The following is a 22151-nucleotide window of genomic DNA, read 5'->3' as shown; positions in this document are numbered from 1 at the left end:
AACAGGCATCAAAGAAGTGGACTATGCCGCTGAGGGACTGGCTGCCTGCCATGAACCGTTTCATCATGGAATACGGCGAAAGGGCTAATGCGTAAAACGGCACTTACACAAAACTATTTACAGGGTCGACTATGAATTATTGAAAAACCTCCAATATGATGGATTGGTTCCAATTGAATTACTTAAAGATAAGGCAGAACTAGATGAATCATATTTTGAATGTAATAATGATTAAGGCATACATTTAAAATCTTTTAATGAATTCCCTATATACTTCCAACCCATCCCTTTTGACGATAGCAAAAACAAAAACAACAAGCTCGTCTCCTACTACCTGATAAACTATTCTGATTTGTTTCTTATGGACATACAGTTTATAAAAACTGTTTCATTAGCAGACAATACATGCTCATCATGTGAGACATAAAAGATAATTTTTCCCTGCTGTTTCAGCTCACTAATTATTTCATGAACAACGGCAGTGTTTTCAGAATCCAGTGATGCCGTCACCTCGTCCAGAATGATTATGTCCGCATTTCTCACCACCGCACGGGCAAAGCCCACCCTGCTTCGCTCGCCGCCTGAAAAGCGATTGCCGTTTTCTCCTGCTGTTGCTAATGCGTCCAACCCGTCCAAGTTCAGCCTGCAAATGATATCTGCACAATCAGCATCACCATCTGGATATGCGACATTTTCAGCAAGGCAGACATTATGCAGAAATGCTGTCTGAGGCGCGTAGGCAAATATATTCCTCAACTGCTTTTTCGGATACTCATTTATATCTCTGCCGAACACTGTCAGTTTCCCTCCGCTCAACGGATAAAACCCCAACAGAACACGCAGAAGCGAGCTTTTGCCGCTTCCGCTGATACCTTTCAGGTGTATCAGGTCGCCTCGCTTGCAACTGAATGACAAATTTTCAAAAATCACATTTCCGTTCAGCGAAAGAGAAATATTTTCTGCAACAACAGTATCATCAACGATATCTATAAAACCGTCGTTATCAGCCTCTTCCGGCAGTTCAAAATATTCTGCAATACGCTTAGCAGACACAAGACCTCGCTGTATAGACTGATAATACTGGCTTATATTGCGGACAGGCGCATAAAATTTATTGGAATAATCAAACACGATGGAAACCATACCAAGAGGCATAGCTCCAGCAACAACTTTATATACGGTATATATCAGCGCCAAGGAAACGCCGAATACACGCAAACAGCCCTCCACCGGAAAGAACATCGAAAGGCTTTTTGCGGCACTGAGCCTGTGGCGGAAGGAATCATCCGCTGTGGTGCCGAACAGGCGGTTCTCATAATTTTCACCCCTGAAAGCCTTAATGGTTTCATAACCGCTTAAAGACTGTTCCAGAATGGATGTAAGTTTTGAATCGGATATCTGCACATTGTCAGCCGCCAGCTTCTGTTTCTTTGCAGTGCGGAGACTGAAAAACCAGATAAACGGCAAAACACAAACAAGAATCAGCATTACCGCAGGCGCAGTATAAAGTATGAAAGCAGTTATCCAGATAAGGTCGAAGATATCAGAAAACATAGTGTAAAGTGGTCTTGAAAATATGTTTTCCAGCTGCCTTGTACTGTTGATAAGCGTATAGATAGTATCGCCTTTGTCTGTTTGCATCTGCCTGACAAAATCCACCCGCATACATTTGGCGAAAAGATTTACCCTCATTCTGTTGATTACGTTCTCACAGAAAATTTCTGCCAGATAACAGAACGATATCCTGAAAAGAATGGCAATAACTGAAAAAACAAAGAACAGAACTATTCCGGCAACTGCCATGTTGTCAAATCCCATCAGGCTGACAAGCTTGCTGACAACACCGAGACCTTCGCGTCCGGACAAAGCATCCAGAGCGTACCCAAAAAATTGTATAGGTATGACTGAAAGAAATGAAGAGATAACCGCCATAACCAGAAGCACGATGATGTGCCATGCAGGAACTTCTGACAGACGGATGATTTTGAATATGTACTGCATTTACGCCCCGTAAAAATATTAAGATATCATATCGGGAGCGAATTTTGAAATAAAAAGCCCCTCGGCGTGGAGGGGCATGATTGTTATTGTGCTTTTCTTGCATCCTCAAGCCATTTGTTCCACGTTGCCTTGTTTTTTGCAATCCACTGGTCAACATGGCGCTCGATGTCCTTTTCAGACTTTTCTCCGGCATTCATCTTCGTGTTCTGCTCGTTGATATCAGCCAGATTCAGCGTGAATTCCGATAGAAAAGCCTTTGCCGCAGGGTTAGCCGTAAGGAATTTTTTGTTGGCTACCGCCCTGATATCGTTGACTACGAATCCGAGCTTTATAGGGTCTGAAACTGCACCCACTACACCTTTTGCAGTCATTCTGTCTTTGAACGGTGCCTGAGATTCTGAAGGTTTTATCTCTGGAACGTTTATCCATACAACATCTTTTCCGGGTTTCAGTTTGAATATCGTCCAGTTAGGCGCCCATGTGTAAAAGAATACGGGCTTGCCGGCTTTCTGCTGTGCAAGAGCCTGCGACATGCTCGCGGAGTATGATGCCTTGATGGGATTGATATATTTTTTAAGTCCGTAAACGTCCATATGGTAGCTTATCGCCTTTTCGCATCCCCATCCGGGAGGACATGCCACAAGGTCTGCTTTGCCGTCGCCGTTTGAATCGAAAGCCTTTCTGACATCGTCTCTCTTAAAATCGTCCAGAGATTTGATGTTATATTTTTCCGCATAGCTTTTGGAAACAAGATATCCCTGCAAGCCGCCTGCTTTCACAACATAGCCTATTATTTCCGCTTTGCTGTCAAAGTTTTTGGGAAGCTGTGCAGTGTGCAGAGGGAACCATCCGTTCGCCCAATAATCCACATCGCCAAGCGTAAGCGATTGATAGAAAAGCGGGTTCGTAAGTTCCTTAGGTTTCTCGACCTTATACCCGAGTTCCTCCATTCCGCGCCGGATAAGCGCTTCCTGAAAATATCCTGTATCCCATGTCGCCCTTGCGGGTTTCAGCGTTTTCCCTTTACCCGGTGTTTTGTTATACGCCGATGCCGAAACAACAAGCGTAAGACACACGAATGCCGTTAATAAAAGTCTTCTCATAGTTCCTCCTGTTATCTTCTATTTTTTCCCATACCCTGCGTTATGCGGTCGAACACCATAGCGATAAGCACGATAGACAGACCGCCGATGGTCGCAAGACCGATGTCCAGAGTATTAAGTCCCATGAAAACTGGCATCCCGAGACCGCCCGCACCGATGAGCGCCGCTATGACGACCATAGACAGCGACATCATTATTGTCTGGTTCAGCCCCGCCATTATGGATGGCATCGCCAGAGGTATCTGAACCCTCCGAAGCACCTGGAAAGGTGTGGCGCCGAACGCCACAGCCGCTTCGACAAGTTCGGGGTGAACCTGACGTATGCCGAGACTGGTGAGTCTTATGATAGGCGGCAGGGCAAAAACTATCGTTGCCAGAACGCCTGAAACAGTTCCGATGCTGAAAAGCATCACAACGGGAACAAGATAAACAAACGCAGGTGTGGTCTGCATAGCATCCAGAAACGGTCTGATGATCGCTTCAAACCTGTCGCTCCTGCCTGCCAGAATCCCAAGAGGGATACCGACGATAGCACAGAAAACCACGGCGCAGATTATCATCGCGACAGTTATCATTGCTTCTTCCCAAAAGCCCAGAAGACCGATCAGCAGCATTGTCAGAAAGGTGAACACGGCAGTTTTCCTGCCTGAATATCGCCATGCCAGCAACATCATTATGACGGTAAATATCAGCGGGTGCGTATGTGTCAGCACCCATGAAACACCATTAAGTGATTGTTCCACCGGATACTTTATCATCTGGAAAAAATCTCTGTGATATTCCACAAGCCAATCTACACCGTCCTGAACCCATTCGTTCAAAGGGATCACGCGCTCATCAAAATCAAAAAAACTCATGCCTGACCTCCTTTGTGAAGTGTTTTAAGGAATATATTTTTTGAAATGGTACCGACATAGGTGCCATCAGAATCTGTAACTGGGATAGGAAAAGGGTTGTCTATAAGCAACGGAAGAACGTCCTGCATTGAATCACTGCTAAAAGCGAAAGCCGATGCTTTAAGGTGATTTTCATGAATCTCTTTCTCTCCGTTATCAGCCATTTCAATGAGTTCGTCACGGGAGAGAACACCCTTATAAGTTTCATTTTCATCAATAACATATATGAAATCGCGTTCATGCTTGATAAGCCTTTGAAGTGCCGTTCTCGGACCGTTTCCGGGACGAATTTTGATTGTGACCTGATTTTTAACCGCTATATCTTTAGCTGTGAGAATTACTGTCGGGTCTACTCCGCGGAAGAACGCCTTAACATAGTCGTCGGCAGGGTTTTGAAGAATATCTTCCGGTGTTCCCACCTGAACCACGCGTCCGCCCTCCATAATGGCTATCCTGTCGCCAATTCGCATGGCTTCGTCAAGGTCGTGAGAAATAAATACAATTGTACGTCTGAGTTTTTTCTGAAGTTTTAAAAGTTCGTCCTGCATCTCTGCCCTGATAAGGGGATCGAGTGCTGAAAATGCCTCGTCCATAAGAAGAACATCAGGGTTTACAGCCAGTGCGCGGGCAAGTCCCACACGCTGTTTCATACCGCCGGAAAGCTCGTCCGGCATACTGAATGCCCATTGGTCAAGTCCCACCTGTTCCAGAGCGGCAAGAGCCAGAGCCTCACGCTCTATCTTTTTCAGCCCTGTCATCTCAAGCCCGAATGCCGCGTTCTCTATAACGCTCAGGTGCGGCATAAGGGCAAACGACTGAAAGACCATGCTTATCTTCTTTCTGCGCACCGCTTTCAATTCATCCTTGCCCATTACGGCAATGTCCTTTCCGTCAAGAAAGATGCTTCCGGAGGTAGGCTCAATCAGCCTGTTCAGCATACGAACCAAAGTGGATTTTCCGGAGCCGGAAAGCCCCATAACTACGAATATTTCACCTTCATAAATCGTAAAATTCGCATCCTGAACGCCGACAGTCATTCCTGTTTCCGCCAGAACCTCTTCCTTGGAACTTCCTTTTTTCAGTTTTTTCAGGGCTGTTTCCGGTTTATCACCAAATATCTTGAACAAACCCTGAACGGAAATTTTTTCTTTTTTATCCATCAACACCTCTTTTATCAAATCAAATAAAGACAAAAACAAGATAAACTATTGCAATATAAGAATAATATTTTCAATAAAAAATGAATATGCCGTAGTGATATTTGATATAAAAAGAGACATATACTGATACTAATTTTTGACTTTATTTAAGATTACTAATTTTTTTAAGTCTTAGTGCTTCATATAAATTAGCATTTTCAGGTATTTTTTGCAACCCAAATGTTACATGCATGTAATTTATAAACAGCAAAATACTTAATATGTAACAAGAAACGATTAAAGAAATAATAAAAAAGAGATGATACCGGTCAGCGCTCATCGGCGTTCGATTCCCTCATATTTCAATAAATAATAAGGGGATACCAACAATGTCAGTATCCCCTTATTATATGCCGGAAGGGGGAATCGAACCCCCACGCCATTGCTGGCACCGGATTTTGAGTCCAGCGCGTCTACCAGTTCCACCATTCCGGCATCAATATATAAAAAACGAACAACATACTATTTTAACCTGCAGTTTTTGTCAATCAAAACAAAAATTTATACATATAAAACGGCGATTTACTTGTGAAATAAACTTTTATTTGATAAACTCCAATATAATTTCATATGGAGTTTTGTCTTGCGCAAAACATTAACAATTATTTTCTTTTTTTTGATTTTAACAGCAATGCCCGCACTTGCTCAGAATATTCGCGTCGGAATATATCAGAACTATCCGCTGATCTTCAAAAATGAAAACGGCAGGATAGAAGGTTTCTGCTATGACATCCTTAAAGATATCGCAGTAAAAGAAAACTGGCACCTGACATATGTTTACGACACATGGCCAAACACGCTGAACATGCTCAAAGAGGGCAAAATAGACATTCTTGTCCCTATCGGTTTCAACCTTGAGCGAACCCAATACATGACATTCAGCAATGAAAACATTATCAGTAACTGGGGGCAGATATCCGTCCGCAAAGGTATAACAGCTGATTCCATACTTGACCTTAACAACAAGACGATCGCAGTTCTGAAAGACGACATATATTTCACAAGTGACAACGGTATACAGGAAATTGCCAAACGTTTCGGCGTAAAAATTAATTATCTTTTCACCGAAACCTACGATGAAGCAATGCATAAGGTCAAAAACGGAAAGGCTGACGGATGTCTGGCAAATCGTTTTTTCACTATGGCGAACGGCGAAAAATATAACCTTCAGAAAACAACTATTCTTATGAACCCTGTTGAGGTGCGCTTCGGACTTGTTAAAGATTCGCCTCTCACTCCGATGCTGATACGAAAACTGGATATGCGGCTTACGGAGATGAAACACGCAGAAGGCTCTGTATACCAGCAAAGTTACGAAAAATGGCTGGCATTCGCATCAAAACCGGATTTTCTGGCAAATACTAAGCTCATTTTCGCGATACTACTGCTTCCTGTACTTTTCATCATCTCAGTTGTGCTGATTCTCCGTGCCGAGGTTAACCGTAAAACCCGCGAAATAACAAACAAAAACATAGAACTTCAGCAGGAGATAGAAGAACGCATTCGTATGGAAGAGCGGCTGAAAGAGAACGAAGAAAAATACAGCACGCTGTTCAACACATCATACAACCCCATAGCAATAATCAGTGAAGAGGGAGCGCTCACTGACGTTAACGGTGAGATGGTGGCACAGTTCGGATATGAACGCAGCGAACTGCTTCAGATGTTCCTTGAAATGCTTGTGGTTAAAGAACACATACCTAAAGTCGAAGAAATTCTGAATAAAATGAATAAAACCAAAAAATGGTCGTTTGAACTCGATTTTGTAAAATCGTGGGGCGACGTATTCAACGCGGAGATATCCGCAAGCAGGCTTGAAATAGGCGGCAGAACCTTCATACAGCTAGTTATCATGGATGTTACTTCGCGTAAAAAAGCCAGCGAACTGCTGAACCGCAGACAGGAATATCTTGAGAAAAAGGTTGAGCAGGAAGTACAGAAACGACGCCAGAACGAAAGGCTCATGATGCAGCAGTCAAAGATGGCGGCAATGGGTCAGATGATGAGTGCCATAGCCCACCAATGGAGGCAGCCGCTCAACACCATAGCCATATTCGTACAGGATTTTGAAGATTCGTATAAACACGGCGAGCTGGACGAAAACTATGTGCGCGACCTTGTCCAGCAGTCGATGAAACAGATAAATTTCATGTCAAAGACAATAGACGACTTCAAAAACTTCTTTAAACCTGATAAGGATGAAGTTGTCTTTGAACTTTGCAGGGAAACTGCAAACTCAACCTCACTTCTGGGCGTACAGCTTACCAGAAGCGGCATTGAGCTTATTATAGAGTTCAACGGCAAACGGGTTCAGTATACGGATTTTGAATCGTTTGAAACTGAGATTGACGCAAAAATATACGTCAAAGGGTTTCCGAATGAGTTTAAACAGGTTCTTTTAAACCTCGTTCAAAATGCCCGTGACGCGGTTACGGACTGCATGGAACAGGATTCTTCTGTAAAAGGCGTCATAGAGGTCAGCGTTAAAGAGCGCGACGGGCTTGCAACAGTCTGCGTAACAGACAACGGCACCGGTATTCAGAAAGACATTGCCGAAAGGATATTTGAACCCTATTTTTCCACCAAAGAGGAAGGGAAAGGAACGGGCGTCGGGCTTTACATGTCCAAAATAATCATAGAACAGAACATGCGCGGCAGGCTCTATTTTGAGAACATGAATCCGGGGACAAAATTCATTGTGGAGCTCAGAAGTCTTCCGGCACCGGAGAGTTACGACACGCTGTAAATGAATATCGCCTGCGCCAGACCGAAAAGGAACCCCAGCACAAAGCCGAGGATGTTAATCCACCGGAAGCTGTCTTTCATAAAAGAGAACAAAAGATTCTCAACCTCGTAAAGATCAAGAGAATTTATGCGGTTTTCCGTTATTTTCGGCAGATTCACCGACTCAACAATTCTGTCCAGATTTTTTTCAACTACCTTGTTTATCTGCGCTATCAGGGCGGATTTTACCCGTCCGAACATCTTTTTCGGTATAAATCTGTAGACATTATTGATTTGTATGTTCTCGCAGAAACCGCAGAGCATGGAAACCAGTTTTCTGTCTGTGGGGCGCGCCAATCTGCGCACATTACCTTCCACAACGTCCGAAAGTCCGGCTGATTCTATCACCTCGCCCAATGTCTTTTCAGGGTTGTTCCTGACAAACGTAATAAGTTTTGAGGTTATCTTCTCTGCGATATCCTCTGATGCCACAGCACGCTGAATCGCGCTTACAAGTGAACTTTTCAGACTGAACACAGTTTCAAGCCCTATGCTGTCCGCGTGCTTGTAAAGCGGTTTTTCGTTTATCTCGCGGATATATCCGGTGAGCGCTTTTTCTATTCGGTGTTTCACATCGTCGCTCTGTTTCACGGATTTTATGAGCTTTGGAAGGTATTTATCCACAATGTCGCGGACGGAATCCTCGTTAAGAAACATGTTCAGGAAGCCAAGCTTCATCTGGTCAATAGTCCCTTCGGAGAAGTGATTGTTCTTCATCTCTATCAGCTTTTCCGCCGCTCTTTCGCGGACATTCGGATCGTCAAATGCGTTCTCCAGAGAATCGAGTATCTTTGTAGTAACAAACGCGGAGAACATGGGAATTTTATCCGACAAAGTTTTGGGAATTATATCGTTCAGAGATTTGCCTGAAAGAACAAGATTGTTTATATACGCGGAAACGGCGCTTCCAGCCTCTTCCTGTATCTTCTGTGATGAAAGGAAGCTTTCCACAGCTGTTTTCAGGTTGTCATGATATTTATCAAGTTCACCTATTTTGAATCCGTAAACGGCGTTCAGAACGTCGTCTGCCGCCGCGTCAAAGACCTTGTCCAGAAATCCGCCTGAGTTAAGTGCGGACAGCGCCGCGGAAATTACGGTCGCCGGCTGATAGCCGGACTTTGATATAATGTCGGCAAGAGTACCGTAGTCTTTTTCGAGAAAAGCGATGAGTTCATGTTCAACAGCTTTTTCCATGCGTTCCTGAACAGCTCCGTTAAAGAAAGCGTTCTTAATGTCCTCTCTGCGCAAAAGCTTATCACCGACGAGATGTCCGATCTCGCGTGCGAGCTTAGCCCTGTTCTTCGGTATTACACCCTGCCATCCGAAAGACAGCACGGAAGCCTTATGAGGACGAAACAGCATTTTAATGGCAAGCCAGTTTGTGCCGTATCCGACCAGTCCCATAGCGACAGGTGTTAAAAGAAAATTAAGCGTTTGCGACAGCAACGACAAGTCCCTCCCTCAGTCCGAAATCCGATACAGTAAGTTTTTCCATACCCAGTATACTCATAAGCTCAAGGGTAATGAGTATCCCGGGGATAAGAACTTCCTGCCTTCCCACTTCCATTCCGGGGACAAGCAGTCTTTTTTCGGCAGTCATGGAGCAAAGTTTTTTAAGTATCGCCTCTATCTGTGGTTTCGCTATCTCAAAACCGTTAACTTTTATCTGGTCATAATTTTCCATATGCATTTCAATGGCGGCGAGTGTAGTAGGAGTACCCGCCGAACCTATGACCATGTCCGGTTTGCACTCAAGGAAATTCACAACCTCCTGCAAAACGCTGAACATGGGGATGCGTATCCTGTCCATCTGTTCCATTTCGAGCGCGCCGCCGAAATCATATCGTTCAGCAAGCTTGACCACGCCCATGGGGACGCTTATCTTCTTCTGTTCTTTGCCTGGTTCGGCATATATGAACTCTGTGGAGCCGCCGCCGATATCAAACACAAGAACTTTTTTCTCTGTTGTGTCCACAGCGGAACATACGCCGTTAAAGATAAGCCCTGCCTCTGTTGTGCCGTCTATCACCTGAATATTGATACCTAGCTTGCCAGCCGCCTCAATCAGTATGCTTGAATTGCGTGCCTCGCGAACTGCGCTGGTTGCGACAGCATGGAAACGTTCTGCCTTATAATATGTCATTGCCTCTGCAAAAAGCCGAAGCGCATTGACTGTTCTCTCGATTGATGCATCGCTGAGGATGCCTTTTGTGCTTAAAACTTCTGCAAGCTTTGTAACATGTCTGTCTTTATGCACAATATTAACTATCTTTCCGTCTTCAACATCTGCGATCATAAGTCTTACCGCATTGGAACCTATATCTATTGCCGCTGCTCTCATTAATCAATCCATCCTGAATCTTTTTATTCCTCTCGCCGAAACGGTGAGAATCCCGCGTATGACCGCCTCACCATTCTTTCCGGCAACACGAAGTATGATATTCATATCGTAGGTTTTTTCCACATATTTCTTTTCGAGGTTAGTATCGGAGACAGAGTACACCAGTGTGAGAGGTTCTTCAAGTCCCGATATAAAACGCCGGACATTCAGTCTCATAATATCCGTGACGCCGTCGATCTCACTGTCCATGACATCTTTTATCTTCCGGTGGTTTATCCGCACTTTTTTTGAAAATCTGATTATGTTGTCTGAAGGATCATAACCGTTTATTGCATATTCAGGCAGGTCTTTAACGGTTATAAATGCTGATTTCTCATATGTTTTACCCATCGCGTGTTTTTTACTGCTTTCATATATGCGCGTTTCAAAATCATAAATATGCGCGGAGAATTTTTTACGCAGGTATGCTCTGGAACTCTCCTTTATTCTGTCTTTGAACATATACCCCAAAACCAGTGCGGCGAAGAACGGCAGAGTGAAATTACCGTATCTCTGCTGCGCCCAGAAGGCTATCACCGTTGCAAACACCATTGAAAGTCCGGCAGCGGCGGCATAAACAAAAACTGTTGTGGCGGTGTCCGCTTTTTTTCTTTTTGCCGCAAGATGCAGAATTGTATAAAAATAGTTTTTCAGCCATTCATAACGGTTTATAAGCTTTTCGTTCTGCTCGTCGTCACCCGCTGTTGACTGCGGATAATGCTCCTGCCGATAATGCAGTTCCTCTCTGATGGTGTCGGCTATCATCTCCCTGTGGGAAGCTGAAAGCCTGTCGTAAAGCCTTACCAGATATATATTCGTAACCACACTGGTGAACTCATCGCCGAGAGTGAACATCTCTATCCCGTCATGTTTTTTTCTTAGCTTGCGAAAGATATTGCGGTTCTTCTCCACATGTTCAAGAAGCAGACCGACCTCGTCTTCCTTGCTGGCGTCTGTAATTTTTTCAGTGTGATTGCGAAGCATTGCTCTGTAGCCGCAGACAAATTTTTTGTACATGTATTCGCAGCTCGGCGAACGCATAACAATACTGCTCGTGTCGTCGAAATGTTTCAGTCGTTTATAGTAGTTGTTAAGATAGAAATCTGGCGTTTTAAGGCGGATATTCCGCGAAAGATCCTGATAAAAATGCTTTTTTTCGTATGTGGATTCGTTTACACCCATGTTGCCGGGAAAAAACAGAAAAAGATCAATCTGATAATCGGATCTGTCCGGCGCTCCGGCAGGAACGTATTCCAGTTTCATTTCAATGGACTTGCTGTTGTGGACACGAATATTAACGTTGTTCCGCATACAGATATAATAGCGGGCAAGTTGCTATAATGAAAGTGTTTTTATTATTGCTTCTGGTTGATGTTCACTTTCTCTCTGTGTTCGTCATAGCTGACGCTGAACGTGTGCCTGTGGTTCTTGTCTGCGACGAAATACAGATAACCCGTGTCAGCAGGGTTCAAAGCCGCATCTATAGCCATCCTGCTTGGGTTACAGATAGGGGTTGGCGGAAGACCGCCGTGTCTGTATGTATTGTAAGGGTTGGACGGGTCTTGCAGGTCACGTTTGCGCAGGTTGCCGTCAAACTCCGGCATAAGCCCGTAAATGACCGTAGGATCCGCCTGAAGACGCATCCCTTTGCGCAGACGGTTATGGTAAACGGAAGATATCACAGGAGCTTCCGCTGGGTCATAGGTCTCTTTCTGTATTATAGAAGCCAGAATGATAATATCGTTAACCGACATACCGAGTGCCGCCGCGCGACTTTCGATGTCCGCAGGAAGTTGTTTTTTGAAATACCAGTAAAGGGTTTTAATGACCTTTTTGGGTCTGGTCATGGGTTCAAAGGTATATGTGCTGGGATAGAGATAACCCTCAAGACTTTCAAGATGCTGCCCTGTAAGCTCGAAGATGTAGTCCTTGTCCCTTGTCAGCCGGAAAAATTCTTCGCCGTCGTCAACAATGAAGCGCTCCACTCTTGCAGACATATCATAAGTATTGAACCCTTCGGGAAAGGTTATCTTCATCGTAGACTGTTTGCCCTGAATTATGAGATTCAGGAAATCTTTCAGCGGAGTATCTTCGACTTTGTAATAGCCGTATTTCATATTAACGTCTATCTCTTTCATACGAATGAGATATTCTCTGAACATGAGCGGCGGATTCAGCTCCGCTATCACACTTTCGTACATCACATTGAAACCGTTCGTTTTAGGAACGGTTATTTCAGCGGTGACGCGTGTCTTGTCCAGAAAATCCTCGCACTTCACCGTCCATAGACCGAACGATGCAGTGGCAAGGAACATCACAACTGCAAATGCGATAACAGCTATTCTTAACATTATGCACTTTTATGTTTGTCTATCATATTGATAAAGCGCTCAAAAAGGTATGTTGCGTCCTGCGGTCCGGGGCCGTTTTCGGGGTGGTACTGCACAGAGAACATGGGGTACGTTTTATGTTTCAATCCTTCCACTGTTTTGTCGTTCAGGTTTATATGAGTGACCTCAACCTGATCGCCAAGGCTGTCCACGTCAACAGCGAAGCAGTGATTCTGAGCGGTGATCTCAACTTTACCTGTCTCATAATCTTTAACAGGCTGATTGCCGCCGTGGTGACCGAATTTCAGTTTGTATGTCTTTCCGCCCATGGCAAGCCCAAGTATCTGGTTTCCGAGGCAGATTCCGAATACGGGATATTTGCCTATAAGCTTTTTCGCAAGTTCGATTGCATATTTAACGGGTTCTGGGTCACCGGGACCGTTTGAAAGGAAGACACCGTCGGGTTTAATGGCATCTATCTCTTCAAAAGAGGTATTCGCAGGAACAACAGTGACCTCACAGCCCATATCCGCGAAATATCTGAGAATGTTCTTCTTTATACCGAAGTCCACGGCAACTATATGTTTTGAAGGATTCACAACGTCTGTGTAGCCCTCTTCCAGAGTCCAAGTCTTCTGTGTCCATTTATAAGCTTTTTTACATGTTACGCTTTGAACGTAGTCCTGCCCCTCGATGCTTTTGATAGCAGCAGCCATCTGTTTCAGCTTTTCAACGTCGTCTGTCTCGGTGCTTATTATGGCGTTCATAGAACCCTGTTCGCGGATGTGTCTGACAAGCATCCGTGTGTCGATGCCTTCGATACCGATAACGCCCTGCTCTTTCAGGAAATCGCCGAGAGATTTGTCAGCTCTGTAGTTTGAGTAGATCTGGCTGTATTCTTTAACTATGAAAGCGGAGAGCCACACCTTGTCGGATTCAAAATCTTCGCTGTTGATGCCGTAGTTACCTATCAGCGGATAGGTCATGGCGACCATCTGCCCGAAGTATGACGGGTCGGTGAGAATCTCCTGATAGCCTGTTATGGATGTATTAAAAACAACCTCGCCTTCGCAGGTGCCGTCTGCGCCGAATGACGTCCCTTCAAAGACAGTGCCGTCGGAAAGTACCAGATAAGCTTTTTTCATTTAGATCTATACCTCGTTATTTACTGATTAGGATTCTATGTTTTTTTTCTAAAAGTGCAAGCGTATTTCAAGCCATTTGTTACAAAACTTTCTGTTCCTTTTGTCCTGTCTCCCCCTTTACAAAAGGGGGACTAAGGGGGATTTAAATTAAATATTAATCAAATCCACCCCAACCCTCCTTTGCTAAAGGAGGGAGTTACACAGAGGACAGAAAAAAACCGGAAGCAAAACTTCCGGTTTTATATAATTAATATGTCTGGGGATAGGTCTTAAGCCTCAGTCCGCATATATATTCAGCTATACGGTTAACCTGACGGCTGTATCCGTATTCGTTATCGTACCATACATAGAGAACAACGCGGTTCCCGTCGGCGATGGTGGCAAGACCATCGACAATACCTGTGGACTTGTTGCCCACAAAGTCGGATGAAACAACCTCTGCGCTGTTAACAAACTGAATCTGATCTGTAAGGCTTGATGTAAGCGACATATCGCGTATATAGTCATTCACTTCGTCAAGAGTGACCTCTTTTGTCAGCGTAAGGTTGAGTATCGCCAGAGAAACGTTGGGTGTGGGGACACGGATGGCGTTTCCTGTCAGCTTACCCTTAAGTTCCGGCAGTGCCTTCGCAACAGCCTTTGCCGCTCCTGTCTCCGTGATAACCATGTTAAGAGGAGCTCCTCTGCCCCTTCTGGATTTCTTGTGATAGTTGTCTATCAGGTTCTGGTCGTTTGTATATGAGTGGCAAGTTTCAACGTGACCGTTAACGATACCGAATTTATCCTGAACGATTTTCAGCACGGGAACGATGGCGTTTGTGGTGCAGCTTGCCGCTGTTATTATTCTGTCTTCGGGTTTGATATCCTTATGGTTGATACCGTAAACGATATTGGGCAGAGTGCCTTTGCCGGGAGCTGTAAGAATTACCTTATCAACACCCTTAGACTGGAGGTGCAGAGCAAGCCCCTCTTCCGTTGCCCATTTGCCTGTGTTGTCGATAACAAGAGCGTTGTCTATGCCATATTGGGTATAGTCGACCTTGTCGGGACCGTCGGAGGCGATGAACTTAACGTAGTTACCGTTAACTATGATAGCGTCCTCTTCCTCAACAACGATGATTGTACCTTCAAAAGCACCATGAACAGAGTCGCGGCGAAGAAGGCTCGCACGTTTTGCGATGTCCATCTTTTCGCCTTTGCGGATAACAACCGCGCGCAGGCGCAGACCAGTACCGACCCTTGAGCGTCCTATCATGATACGCGCCAGAAGACGTCCGATACGTCCGAAACCGTAAAGCACAACGTCTTTAGCCTCTGGTTCTTCAAAGCTGCCAGTGGTTATCTCCGCCAGTTCCGCTTTAACGAAATCCGCAACGGAGAGTTTCTTGTCGGTCTTTTCATATTTGGCGTAGAGTTTGCCTATGTCTATTGTCGCGGGGCTGGTTTCCAGAGACGCAACAGCACCGAGGAAGGGTTCTGTATCCCTTACGGAAAGCTCTTTGTCAAGGATAAGCCTTGCGAATCTGTGTCCTTTCATAACCTGTATGGGATTTTTTCTGACCAGAGACTGACCGAAGAGTCTGATAACAACGCCTCTTTGTTTATAAAGCTTTGTTATAACCGGAACCATTTCGGTTGCAATCTCTTCGCGTTCTGTCCAGTCTTTCATGTAGGCATCAATAGCTGTCTTCACGATCAACTCCTTAATTAATAATTGGAACATCCGAATAATGTTTCGCCGTATTAAATATTATTTTTACAAAAAACTGAACTAAAAAAAACGCCTGTGCGCAAAAAAGATGAATTTTATTCAATTTTCGGGTACTATAGATAAATTTATTAAATGAGGGAGCTATGAAAAAGACTGCACTTATTATAGCCGCGGTGGTGTTTATGCTGGGGGTGTTCTATTTTGCAATGCAAAACCCCACAGGTTCGGCGGGCGACCAGCCATTAAGCCAAAACCTTGTTGATTCAGGGGTTAAGATCATCGACATTCGTACAAAGGGTGAGTGGATGCAGACAGGGGTAATTCAGGGAGCGTATACGCTTACTTATTTTGACGAAAAAGGAAACTATAACAATCAGGCGTTCCTTTCGGAGCTGGAAAAAATAGTTCCGAACAAATCGGAAAAATTCGGCATAGTCTGCCGCTCCGGCAACAGAACATCGAAACTGCTGCCTGTTCTGCACGGCAACGGTTATGTCAATGCGTTCGATATCCTTGGCGGTGTAAAAACCGCAAAACAGGCGGGCGTTGCACTTGTCCCTTACAAATAAATCATTTGACAAGCGCGCCGTAATTATTTAAAAGAGACCAGAACCCCATGACTGACGCAGATTAAGAAGGGTTACCTTCGGGGAGTGGGGAATATATCTAAAAGCCGTGCGTCTGGGCTGTTCACAATGATGAACCGTTCGGACGCTTTTTTCGTTTCCGGACACTTTAGGAGGCTTTTTCAAATGGAAGATCTCAAAAAATTTGACCCCGAACTTTACGACCTGATCAAACATGAAGAAGAGAGACAGATCGACAAAATACGTATGATCGCATCAGAAAACTACGTCTCTCAGGCAGTTCTGGACGCCACAGGCACAGTTCTGACAAACAAATATTCCGAAGGCTACCCCGGTAAAAGATACTATGAAGGTCAGCAGTTCATCGACCCCATCGAAGTGATGGCTATCGAACGCGCGAAAGAACTTTTCGGCGCAGAACATGCAAACGTTCAGCCCTATTCCGGTTCGCCCGCTAACCTTGCGGTTTACCTTGCATTCGTTAAACCCGGCGAAACTGTTATGGGTATGGCTCTGCCCCACGGCGGACACCTTACCCACGGCTCACCAGTGAGCATCTCCGGTAAATTCTTCAACATAGTTTCCTACGAACTGGACAGAGAAACAGGTCTTCTGAACTATGACACAATCAGAAAACTTGCTGTCGAAAGCCAGCCTAAAATGATAATCGCAGGTCACTCCGCATATCCCCGCCAGATAGACTTTGCAAAATTCAGAGAGATAGCTGACGAAGTCGGCGCAATCCTCTTTGTTGACATGGCTCACTTTGCAGGTCTCGTTGCAGGCGGCGCACACCCCAGCCCCGTTCCCTATGCAGACGTTGTCAGCACAACAACCCACAAAACACTCAGAGGACCCAGAGGCGGTATGCTCCTTTGCAAAGAGAAGCACGCGGCGGCAATAGACAAAGCCGTATTCCCCGGGATTCAGGGCGGACCCCACAACCACACAACAGCAGGTATCGCGGTTGCCCTTAAAGAAGCTATGCTTCCCGAATTCAAAACATACGCAGCCAACATCTGCAAAAACGCGAAAACAATGGCTGCGGCTCTTCAGGGCTACGGTTTCAACCTCGTTACAGGCGGAACAGACAACCACCTTCTGCTCATTGACCTTACAAACAAGAACATCACAGGCAAACAGGCCGCAAAAGCCCTTGATAAAGCCGGTATCGTTCTTAACTACAACGCTGTTCCCTACGACACACGCAAACCTTTCGATCCGTCAGGCATCAGACTCGGTCTTGCCGCTCTCACATCCAGAGGTTTCGGCGAAGCTGAAGTTAAAAAAACAGCTGAGTGGATGAACAAAGTTGTTGCAAACTTTGAAAATGAAACTCTTCTTGAAGAGATAGCCAAAGAGGTTAAAGAACTTTGCAGAAAGTTCCCCCCTCCCGGTCTCAAATACTGATACCGAACAACAATCCTGACATCAAAAAAGGCGGAGCCCCAAAGGGTTTCCGCCTTTATTTTTTACTGAGAACATAACCTTATTTAACGGGATTTATCCAAAGCACATACAGTATCATTGTCATGAAGTGGCAGAAACTGCCGCCCAGAACAAAGAAGTGCCATATCTCGTGGAAACCGACGTGTTTTGAGATGTTAGGTTTCTTCGTGGCGTATACAACCGCACCGATGGTATAGCAAAGCCCGCCTGCAACAAGCCAGATCACTCCTCCTGTGGGTATGTTCTTAACAATGGGATATATCGCGACAACGCTGATCCACCCCATGATAATGTATATCACAGTGGATATCACTCTTGGTGCGTGGATAAAGAACAGCTTAAAGAAGATGCCCAGAACAGCGATGCCCCAGACAACGCCGAAGATGCTCCATCCCCAGCCGCCGCGCAAAGGTATCAGACAGAAAGGCGTATAGGTTCCCGCTATCATCATGAAAATCATAACGTGGTCAACTTTTTTGAGCCTTCTGGTTCCTTTTTCGCCAAGGCTAAAAATATGGTATGCGGCGCTTGCCAGATAAAGCAAAGTCATGCTGGCACCGTATATAGAAAATGACACAACGTGCCATGCAGTTGCATAATAAGCAGAAAGAACGACCAGCACAGTCAGTGCGGCGATTGATAAAAGCGCCCCGACAAGATGTGATATGCCGCTTACAGGATCCTTAACAGTCATCATAACCCCCGATATTGAGAATCAATCTTCTCTATTCTTCTTATTAATATGTTCGCTTGCTAACGGATTTGTCAATACAAAAAGAAGACAAATGCAACCTTTTTACATAAGTTAACGGAGGTTCATTAAAACAGAACCGCCGCCAGAGCTGACGGCGGCAATTTTATCATAAATATCAGCCGTCGGCGTTTATTTTTTTGACAATTTCAGCGAGTTTTTGTTCAGCGTCTTCGTTTGCAACCTGACATGTTCCGGCGTTCATATGACCGCCGCCGCCATATTGGAGCATCAGTTCGCCTATATTCGTTTTAGATGTTTTATTAAAGATTGATTTGCCTGTGGCAAAAACCGTATTCTGTTTTTTCAGTCCCCACATAACATGTATGGAAATGTTCTGTTCAGGGAACAGCGCATATATCATAAAGCGGTTTCCTGCGTATATGGTCTCTTCATCGCGAAGGTCAAGCACAACAAGGTTATCGTAAACCTTTGCGCATCTTTTAACCTGATCTTTGAAAAGCTCCTGCTGTTCGGCATAAAGTTCCGCACGCTCCCGAACGTCCTCATCCTGCATTATGTCGTCAATGGAATGATCTTTGCAGAGATCTATCAGCTTCATCATAAGCTGATAGTTTGAAATACGGAAATCACGGAACCTGCCCAGCCCTGTTCTGGCATCCATAAGGAAATTCATCAGATCCCAACCTTTGGGGTTAAGCACCTGATCAAGGGTAAAATTTGCGGAATCGCCTCTGTCCACCGCTTCCATTATATCATCGCCGATATTCTGAAATTTCGCCTTTCCGCCGTAATAGTTATAAACAACGCGGGCAGCGGAGGGACCTTCCGGTTCTATTATATGGTTATCTTTTTTGCCCACACGGATGGTTTCGCTCAGGTGGTGGTCAAACGCAAGATGGACTCCGTTGACATAAGGCAGGTTTGTGGTGATATCGTTTTCAGTTATCTCAATCAGCCCGTCCTGCATATCCTTGGGGTGGACAAATTTAATGTCGTCAATAATATCCATGTCTTTAAGAAGTACGGCGCAAACAAGCCCGTCAAAATCGCTTCTTGTCACAAGTCTGAATTTTTTCTCTGCCATCGTTACTCTCCTTGCATAAAATCAAGAGCCGCCTCAAGATCGTCTTTTGTATTTATATTTATAAACGATTTTTTCTCGTTTTCCGAGGCTAATATCTCATTTTCGGTCAGATATACCACATCTGACAGGTCAAATGCCTTGGTCAGGCGGTAGTTCTCATCAGCTATCTGTTTCTCAAGTATGGGTATCAGGCTCGGTGCGTAAACCGAATAAAGCGGGTGCATCTTTCCTTCGATAACAGGTACAGAGGCGTCATGCCCCTGACAAGCAATCATAAGCTTTTCAGCGTGTTCGCTGTTCACCAGCGGAGTGTCCGCCGCAACAACAAAAACATGCGTATTGTAGTGTTTCAGTGCGGTCAGTATGCCCACCATTGGGCATTGCTGGTCATAGATATCGGAAGTACAGGGGATTTCCAGAAACGCGTACTTTCTGCAGTCTTTCGCAACAACCACAATTTTATCAGCCCAGCCTGAAATAGCGTCTACTGTATGCTCTATCAGTTTCTTTCCAAAAACTTCCTCCAGCGTTTTGTCGGCATTGAATCTGCGGCTCTGCCCTCCAGCCATAATTGCAGTGTTTCTAATCATTTGCACAACCTTTCTTGCATTTTATCATTTTTCATCCTACATTCAGTACTATACACACACGGAGGTATATTTTGAAACCCTTAGTATCTTTTGTGGGGACATCGGGTTGCGGAAAAACAACTCTTATAGAGAAAGTTATACCGCTGCTCACAGCCAGAGGTTACAACGTGTCCACCGTTAAACACGACGCCCATGATTTCCAGATGGACAAAGAGGGCAAGGACACATGGCGGCACAAAAAAGCCGGAGCCAGAGCTATCTTAATATCGAACAAAGACAAATATGCCATGATCTGCGATGTTGAAAAAGAAAAATCCATCGAAGAACTCACGGCTATGCTGCCCGATTACACAGACATTATTATAGCAGAAGGATTCAAAAAAGAACTTCAAAAAAAGATTGAGGTTTTCAGAAGCGGATATTCCACAAAGCTTCAATGTGCGGAAGACGAAAATCTTATAGCCGTCGCAACCGATATGCCTGACAATCCGCAGGTTCAGGGCAGAGTTCTCTTAAATCTTAACGATCCGCAGGAAATAGCGGATTTCATCATTAAGAACATTCTTTAAAAAAGTTTTTTTACGAAAAAAAGGCGAACCAAACGGTTCGCCTTTTTTAATATGTACTGCTTTAAACTGAGGCTTATTTAATGCCTGCAACGTCTTCAAGCATTTGTGTTGTAACTGATTTGGGACGCTCGATAGCGTAACCGAGAGCTCTGTCCCAAGTGATGTTCGCAAGAACACCAAGCGCACGACCGACACCGAAAAGAACAGTGTAGAAGTCGTATTCAGTAAGTCCGTAGTACCACTGGATAACGCCGGATTGTGCATCCACGTTGGGCCAGGGGTTTTTAGCTTTTCCATGCTCCTGAAGGATGCCGGGGGCAACTTCATAGATCATTGAAACAACTTTGAACAGTTCGTCTTCGGGCAGATATTTCTGGCAGTATTCACGCTGAGAAGTGTATCTGGGGTCGGTTTTTCTGAGAACTGCGTGTCCGTATCCGGGGATAACCGCACCGCTTTTCAGAGTATCCCAAAGGAATTTAACAAGGTCTTCCTTAGTGGGAACTTTTCCGCCGAGTTTCTGATAAACATCCTGAATCCAGCCGAGAACTTCCTGGTTAGCAAGACCGTGAAGAGGACCTGCAAGACCGTTGATACCGGCAGACAGTGAATAATAAGCATCGGAAAGCGCAGACGCAACAAGGTGAGTTGTGTGTGCGGAAACGTTGCCTGATTCGTGGTCGGAGTGAAGGATGAAATACATTCTTGCAACATCGTCATAAGGAGGTTTGATGCCCATCATATGAGCAAAGTTGCCGCCGAAGTCGAGAGATTTGTCAGAAGCGATAGGAGTGTCGCCTTTGTATTTCATTCTGTAGATATATGCAGCTATTTCCGGCAGTTTTGCCAGAAGGTCAGTTGAATCTTCATACATGGGTTCCCATGCTGTCATTTTATTGAAGCCTGAGTTATAGAATTTTGCGAATTTGGATTCACGCTGCATAACAAGGATTGCAGCAGAGAACATTACCATAGGGTGTTCGTCTCTGGGCATAGCTCTGAGGATGTCGAAAACGTACTGGGGAACCTGTGCGCGGGCTTTGAAGTCTTCAACAACTTCCTCTGCCTGTGCTTTTGTGGGGACATCGCCTGTAAGAAGGAAATACCAGAAACCTTCAACATAAGGATAGTCTTTGCCGTCGGGTTTGGGGAGTTTTTCCATAACTTCAGGGATGGTAAGACCTCTGAAACGTATGCCTTCCATCGGATCAAGGTAGGAGATATCTGTCACGAGAGATTTAATACCTCTGCCGCCGCCTATACACTGTTCGATTGTGTATTCGCCAAGCTTAACATTGCCGAACTCTTTAAGGAGTTTGGTTGTTCTGGGGCGATGAGCATCGATTTTCTGTTTGAGTACTTCTTTAAGTCCCATTGAAATGCCTCCACTTTTATTGTCGTCAGATTTAAACAGTGTTTATTTTTAGCATTGATGATAGCCTATGTCAACACCCAAATTGTATACAGTGTGCATTAATGCATAGAAAATACCAATAGCAAGACACCAGCAAAAGAGCAACTTTATACTTGTTTGACAATTATTTATTATTGACGCGAATGTCAGAGCTATGTCATAATCTGAAAAATAAAGAGATAAAAAAGACGCCA

18 protein-coding genes, 1 tRNA gene and 1 riboswitch are annotated in these 22151 nt (G+C 44.7%); of the genes, 4 read left to right on the top strand and 15 right to left on the bottom strand.

Going from position 1 to position 22151, the window contains the following annotated elements; translation table 11 throughout:
• Positions 1-342: 342 nt before the first annotated feature.
• From LRY47_RS10800 to LRY47_RS10780, 5 genes are all read right to left on the bottom strand, one after another.
• On the bottom strand, positions 343-2001 hold the full coding sequence (locus LRY47_RS10800; RefSeq protein ID WP_295225231.1) for an ABC transporter ATP-binding protein: 1659 nt from the start codon (positions 1999-2001) through the stop codon (positions 343-345).
• An 83-nt stretch (positions 2002-2084) separates the two neighbouring features.
• Complete coding sequence (gene proX / locus LRY47_RS10795) at positions 2085-3104, bottom strand: glycine betaine/L-proline ABC transporter substrate-binding protein ProX (RefSeq protein ID WP_295225228.1); 1020 nt, start codon at positions 3102-3104, stop codon at positions 2085-2087.
• A gap of 11 nt (positions 3105-3115) precedes the next feature.
• Entirely contained in the window at positions 3116-3961 is an 846-nt protein-coding gene (locus LRY47_RS10790) for a proline/glycine betaine ABC transporter permease (RefSeq protein WP_295225225.1), read from the bottom strand.
• The gene (gene proV, locus LRY47_RS10785) at positions 3958-5160 is read right to left on the bottom strand and encodes a glycine betaine/L-proline ABC transporter ATP-binding protein ProV (RefSeq protein WP_295225223.1); all 1203 of its coding nucleotides are present in this window, start codon (positions 5158-5160) and stop codon (positions 3958-3960) included. The genes LRY47_RS10790 and proV overlap by 4 nt, the downstream gene beginning before the upstream one ends.
• A 390-nt stretch (positions 5161-5550) precedes the next feature.
• Positions 5551-5634 (bottom strand) — tRNA-Leu (locus LRY47_RS10780).
• Between the two features lie 196 nt (positions 5635-5830).
• On the opposite strand from LRY47_RS10780, the gene LRY47_RS10775 reads away from it, so the two are divergent.
• Entirely contained in the window at positions 5831-7945 is a 2115-nt protein-coding gene (locus LRY47_RS10775; protein WP_295225220.1) for a transporter substrate-binding domain-containing protein, read from the top strand.
• Here LRY47_RS10775 and LRY47_RS10770 read toward each other — a convergent pair.
• From LRY47_RS10770 to LRY47_RS10745, 6 genes are all read right to left on the bottom strand, one after another.
• Complete coding sequence (locus LRY47_RS10770) at positions 7930-9387, bottom strand: DUF445 family protein (RefSeq protein ID WP_295225218.1); 1458 nt, start codon at positions 9385-9387, stop codon at positions 7930-7932. The two genes, LRY47_RS10775 and LRY47_RS10770, sit on opposite strands and share 16 nt — an antisense overlap.
• Positions 9388-9409: 22 nt before the next feature.
• Entirely contained in the window at positions 9410-10324 is a 915-nt protein-coding gene (locus LRY47_RS10765; RefSeq protein ID WP_295225216.1) for a Ppx/GppA phosphatase family protein, read from the bottom strand.
• 3 nt (positions 10325-10327) lie between these two features.
• Positions 10328-11674 (bottom strand): hypothetical protein, encoded by a 1347-nt coding sequence (locus LRY47_RS10760; protein ID WP_295225214.1) that lies wholly within the window; start codon positions 11672-11674, stop codon positions 10328-10330.
• Between the two features lie 44 nt (positions 11675-11718).
• Positions 11719-12714: an endolytic transglycosylase MltG gene (gene mltG, locus LRY47_RS10755; protein WP_295225212.1), complete on the bottom strand. Its 996-nt coding sequence runs from the start codon at positions 12712-12714 to the stop codon at positions 11719-11721.
• Positions 12714-13838: a glutamine-hydrolyzing carbamoyl-phosphate synthase small subunit gene (gene carA, locus LRY47_RS10750; protein WP_295225210.1), complete on the bottom strand. Its 1125-nt coding sequence runs from the start codon at positions 13836-13838 to the stop codon at positions 12714-12716. The genes mltG and carA overlap by 1 nt, the downstream gene beginning before the upstream one ends.
• A 247-nt stretch (positions 13839-14085) precedes the next feature.
• A complete protein-coding gene (locus LRY47_RS10745) occupies positions 14086-15561 on the bottom strand; it encodes a glyceraldehyde-3-phosphate dehydrogenase (RefSeq protein ID WP_366043654.1) in 1476 nt (491 codons plus the stop codon).
• Positions 15562-15692: 131 nt separating this feature from the next.
• On the opposite strand from LRY47_RS10745, the gene LRY47_RS10740 reads away from it, so the two are divergent.
• Together LRY47_RS10740 and glyA are read left to right on the top strand one after the other, a co-directional pair.
• Complete coding sequence (locus tag LRY47_RS10740) at positions 15693-16118, top strand: rhodanese-like domain-containing protein (RefSeq protein ID WP_295225206.1); 426 nt, start codon at positions 15693-15695, stop codon at positions 16116-16118.
• A 37-nt stretch (positions 16119-16155) separates the two neighbouring features.
• A riboswitch (ZMP/ZTP riboswitch) is annotated at positions 16156-16243 on the top strand.
• Positions 16244-16301: 58 nt separating this feature from the next.
• Entirely contained in the window at positions 16302-17546 is a 1245-nt protein-coding gene (glyA, locus tag LRY47_RS10735) for a serine hydroxymethyltransferase (protein WP_295225204.1), read from the top strand.
• 79 nt (positions 17547-17625) lie between these two features.
• Here glyA and LRY47_RS10730 read toward each other — a convergent pair whose 3' ends face one another.
• The 3 genes from LRY47_RS10730 to LRY47_RS10720 form a co-directional block, all read right to left on the bottom strand.
• Positions 17626-18279 (bottom strand): hemolysin III family protein, encoded by a 654-nt coding sequence (locus LRY47_RS10730; RefSeq protein ID WP_295225202.1) that lies wholly within the window; start codon positions 18277-18279, stop codon positions 17626-17628.
• A 175-nt stretch (positions 18280-18454) separates the two neighbouring features.
• Complete coding sequence (locus LRY47_RS10725; RefSeq protein ID WP_295225200.1) at positions 18455-19384, bottom strand: exopolyphosphatase; 930 nt, start codon at positions 19382-19384, stop codon at positions 18455-18457.
• Positions 19385-19386: 2 nt separating this feature from the next.
• Positions 19387-19974: a molybdenum cofactor guanylyltransferase gene (locus tag LRY47_RS10720; RefSeq protein ID WP_295225198.1), complete on the bottom strand. Its 588-nt coding sequence runs from the start codon at positions 19972-19974 to the stop codon at positions 19387-19389.
• Between the two features lie 71 nt (positions 19975-20045).
• Here LRY47_RS10720 and mobB point away from each other — a divergent pair, with 71 nt between their 5' ends.
• On the top strand, positions 20046-20543 hold the full coding sequence (mobB, locus tag LRY47_RS10715) for a molybdopterin-guanine dinucleotide biosynthesis protein B (RefSeq protein ID WP_295225196.1): 498 nt from the start codon (positions 20046-20048) through the stop codon (positions 20541-20543).
• A 73-nt stretch (positions 20544-20616) separates the two neighbouring features.
• Here the strand turns inward: mobB and LRY47_RS10710 are convergent, their stop codons facing one another.
• Complete coding sequence (locus tag LRY47_RS10710) at positions 20617-21918, bottom strand: citrate (Si)-synthase (RefSeq protein ID WP_295225193.1); 1302 nt, start codon at positions 21916-21918, stop codon at positions 20617-20619.
• Positions 21919-22151 lie beyond the last annotated feature (233 nt).

Source organism: Seleniivibrio sp. (assembly GCF_021209385.1).
Taxonomy (GTDB): domain Bacteria; phylum Chrysiogenota; class Deferribacteres; order Deferribacterales; family Geovibrionaceae; genus Seleniivibrio.
Note: the sequence above shows the minus strand (reverse complement) of the source record. Positions and strands in the feature narration are given on the sequence as shown.